At 52.2% G+C, this 3,241-nt stretch carries 2 protein-coding genes; both read left to right on the top strand.

What is annotated here, in order from left to right:
• A partial coding sequence (locus ABD852_RS03240) for a DNRLRE domain-containing protein (protein ID WP_345026583.1) occupies positions 1–2,410 on the top strand: 2,410 nt, incomplete at its 5' end.
• Between the two features lie 42 nt (positions 2,411–2,452).
• Entirely contained in the window at positions 2,453–3,196 is a 744-nt protein-coding gene (locus ABD852_RS03235) for a hypothetical protein (RefSeq protein ID WP_345026582.1), read from the top strand.
• Positions 3,197–3,241 lie beyond the last annotated feature (45 nt).

Raw genomic sequence — 3,241 nt, 5'->3', positions numbered from 1 at the left:
AGCGGTAGGGTACCCACAGGCCAGTTGTTTTGCGGCCGAGGAGTGTCAGAACGCTTGTGATTTTACCCCGTCGGCATCAGCCTCCACTACCACTCCTGTTACCGGCACTTCCTTTACCCTGAACGCAGGGTGCAGCGGTACGGGCTGCAGCGATGTGACCTATACCTGGAGCGGAACCAACGCCAGTGGCACTGGCAGTTCTAAAACCATTACCGCGCCGGCTCCGGGCACCTATACTTACACCGTTACCGCTTCCAAGTCAGGTTGTACCAGTAAAACCGCTACGGTTTCGGTAAATGTACAGCCGGTTTCACCGATTTCACTTACCCTCTCGCTCTGGAAGGCTGGCACGGCAGGTGTTCGCACGAAAGTAAAAGACATCGTGAACGGAGAGACCATCCAGATCAGCTCTTTGGGTGGTAGCCAGATGAACTATTTTGTAGAAGTTGTGAACGGCGTTATCAGCAATACGCCCGGAGGGAACAACTATAATAAGGTACAATTTGTATTAAACGGACCAGGCTACATCAACGAGGGTTGGGGACCGGACGGTGTCGTAGGCGAAGTTCCTCCATTTGGCCTTTTTACCAAAGATGGCGGCGGAGCCCCTACGCCGGGTAATTATACGCTCACGGCCAAAGCTTACCATGAAAGCTCCCTGCTTTCCGAGAAAATGGTGACCTTTACCCTGGCATCCACCACTCCATGCACATTTACCCCCACCGTAACGGCATCTACCACCACCCCGGCCGCCGGGAGCTCCTTTACACTGACAGCAGCGTGTACAGGCGCAGACTGCAGCGGGGTAACCTACACCTGGAGCGGGACCAATGTCAGCGGTACCGGAAGTTCTAAAACCATTACCGCACCGGCGGCTGGCAGCTATACTTACACCGTTACGGCTTCCAAGTCAGGTTGCTCCGACAAAACCGCTACGATCAGCATAACCGTTCCCCCAAACAGCTGCAGCTTTACAGAAGGACAATACGTGACTACTTTTCAGAGCGAGCAGGTTTACGCGCACTTCTGCGGATCAACCCTGTATGCCACTACCAGCCAGGGCAGCGGCGGGATATTCAAGCCCCGTCACTGGCTGGAAGCGGTAGGGTACCCACAGGCCAGTTGTTTTGCGGCCGAGGACTGCCGGACCGGCAATTGTAACTTTACCCCGTCGGCTTCCGGGCCTACCTCTTCTCAACAAGTCGGTTCAACCTTTACCCTTACTGCTGCCTGCAACGGAGCTGACTGTTCGGGTGTAACCTATGCCTGGAGCGGCAATGGCATCTCCGGCAGCGGAACAAACAAGCAGGTTACCGCACCGTCCACGGCAGGCACCTATACTTACACGGTCACCGCCTCCAAATCCGGTTGCTCCGATAAAACCAGTAACGTAAGCGTTACCGTGGTACCCAACACACCGATTTCACTTACCTTTTCGCTCTGGAAGGCCGGCACAGCAGGTGTCCGTTCAAAGGTAAAGGACATCGTGAACGGAGAGACCATCCAGATCAGCACCCTGGGCGGCAGTCAGATGAACTATTTCATAGACATTGCCAATGGCACGATCAGCGATACCCCTGGTGGGAACAACTACAACCGGGTGTCATACTATATTAACGGACCTAACCTTAGCAATGAAGGTTTCGATGACAACGTTGAGGCCTCCGATTTGCCTCCTTACGGCCTCTTCACCAAAGATGGAGGGAGAAATGCCGCAGCCGGTAACTACACCCTCACCGGCAAAGTTTACCATGGCACCACACTCTTGGCTGAAAAAACACTGACCTTTACCTTGGCCAATACTTCAACCAGTTGTCCGCATACGAAGGTCACCCTAACCGCTACTGCCGATGCCAGGGTGATGTCGCGATCCTTTTATACCGATACCAATTATGGCTCGTTGACTGAAATCTGTGCCAGTGTCTGGACATATGGTAATGCATTTGCAGTTGGCAATATGCGCTCCTTTATTAATTTCTCTGAGCTGGCTAACATCCCGCAAGGGGCCACCATTGTCTCGGCCACCATGGACCTCTACGGGGTAGACCAGTCGGTTGCGCTTAATACCCTTGGTAACTCTATTGACGATAGCGAGTTCTCATCCTGGATCCGGAAAGTCACCGGTTCCTGGCAGGAGAACACGGTGACCTGGAACAATCAGCCCGGCATGACGGCCACCAACCAGGTGGGGATACCGAGCTCAGGGCTTAAGTGGAACTATAATGTGACCAACCTGGATGTAAAGCAAATAGTACAGGATATGGTCAGCCAACCTGCCGCGCAGCGTTACGGGTTTGGACTGGTGCTGCAAACAGAAGCCACCTACCGGACTGTACTATTCTCTTCCCGGGAAGCTGCCGATGCCAACAAACGCCCCAGGCTCACGATTACCTACCATACATGCAATTAAACTAATCCCATTGAAATGACTCCCAATACCAACTTATCAACTATGAGAAAAAAGCCTGATTACCAGATACCGCTCTTATTTTGCCTGTCGCTGTTTTGTCTTTCCTGTAAAGCCGACGGAACAACCGATGACCAGAGCCACAAAGTAGAAAAACTAAAGAAAGAAATTGTCGGCGAATGGACCTTCCGCCAGGCAAGCGCCCGCGCAAACGGGCAAATAACTACCCTTGAATTCCTGGACAACAGCCGGTTCGTGGTCGAAAAAGGCGATTCGGCAATTTCTGACACCTACGAAGTCGCAAATGCCAGGACCATATCGCTCAATAACCTGGGAGAGGTCAGGGATTTTGAAGCCAACGGGGAACGGGCCGGGTTCGTGCTCTCTACCAGCGAAGGGGATATCACGGTAGATGCTGATAAAACCGAAGAACTTAAAAAAGAAAACCGGACTAAGCTTCTTTCCCGCAGGTGGCGGCTGTTACGGGTGGAAGACGCCGTAGATTCACTTGGCATGATTTACAAGGCATATATCACTTTTACCCAGTCAGGTACCTATCTGCAGGAATCCTTTAACAATGTTAATTCTGTCAACCCGTCGACGCTGAAGTTCAAGTGGAAATGGGACCCGAAGGACGAAAACCGGATCCAATACTGGTACCGGGGCGATAACCCCGGTCATGAGCGTGAGTTTATGGTCATCCGCGAATTAACGGAAACTTCGCTCAAAATCATCCATTCCAATCCCGATTGGTCCGGGAAGTTTAGCTACGTTCCCGAAGACAATTAAATAGAACATCAAAAAGGGAGCTGGGTCCATAAGGGTTCAGCTCCT

Origin of the sequence: Ravibacter arvi (genome assembly GCF_039540405.1) — a bacterium.
Taxonomy (GTDB): Bacteria; Bacteroidota; Bacteroidia; order Cytophagales; family Spirosomataceae; genus Ravibacter; species Ravibacter arvi.
This window is presented reverse-complemented; position numbering and strand designations above follow the sequence as displayed.

What these genes read in the sequence shown, in the direction of transcription:
- ABD852_RS03235 (WP_345026582.1), top strand. Translation starts at nt 2,453, where the DNA reads ATGAGAAAAAAGCCTGATTACCAGATACCGCTCTTATTTTGCCTGTCG.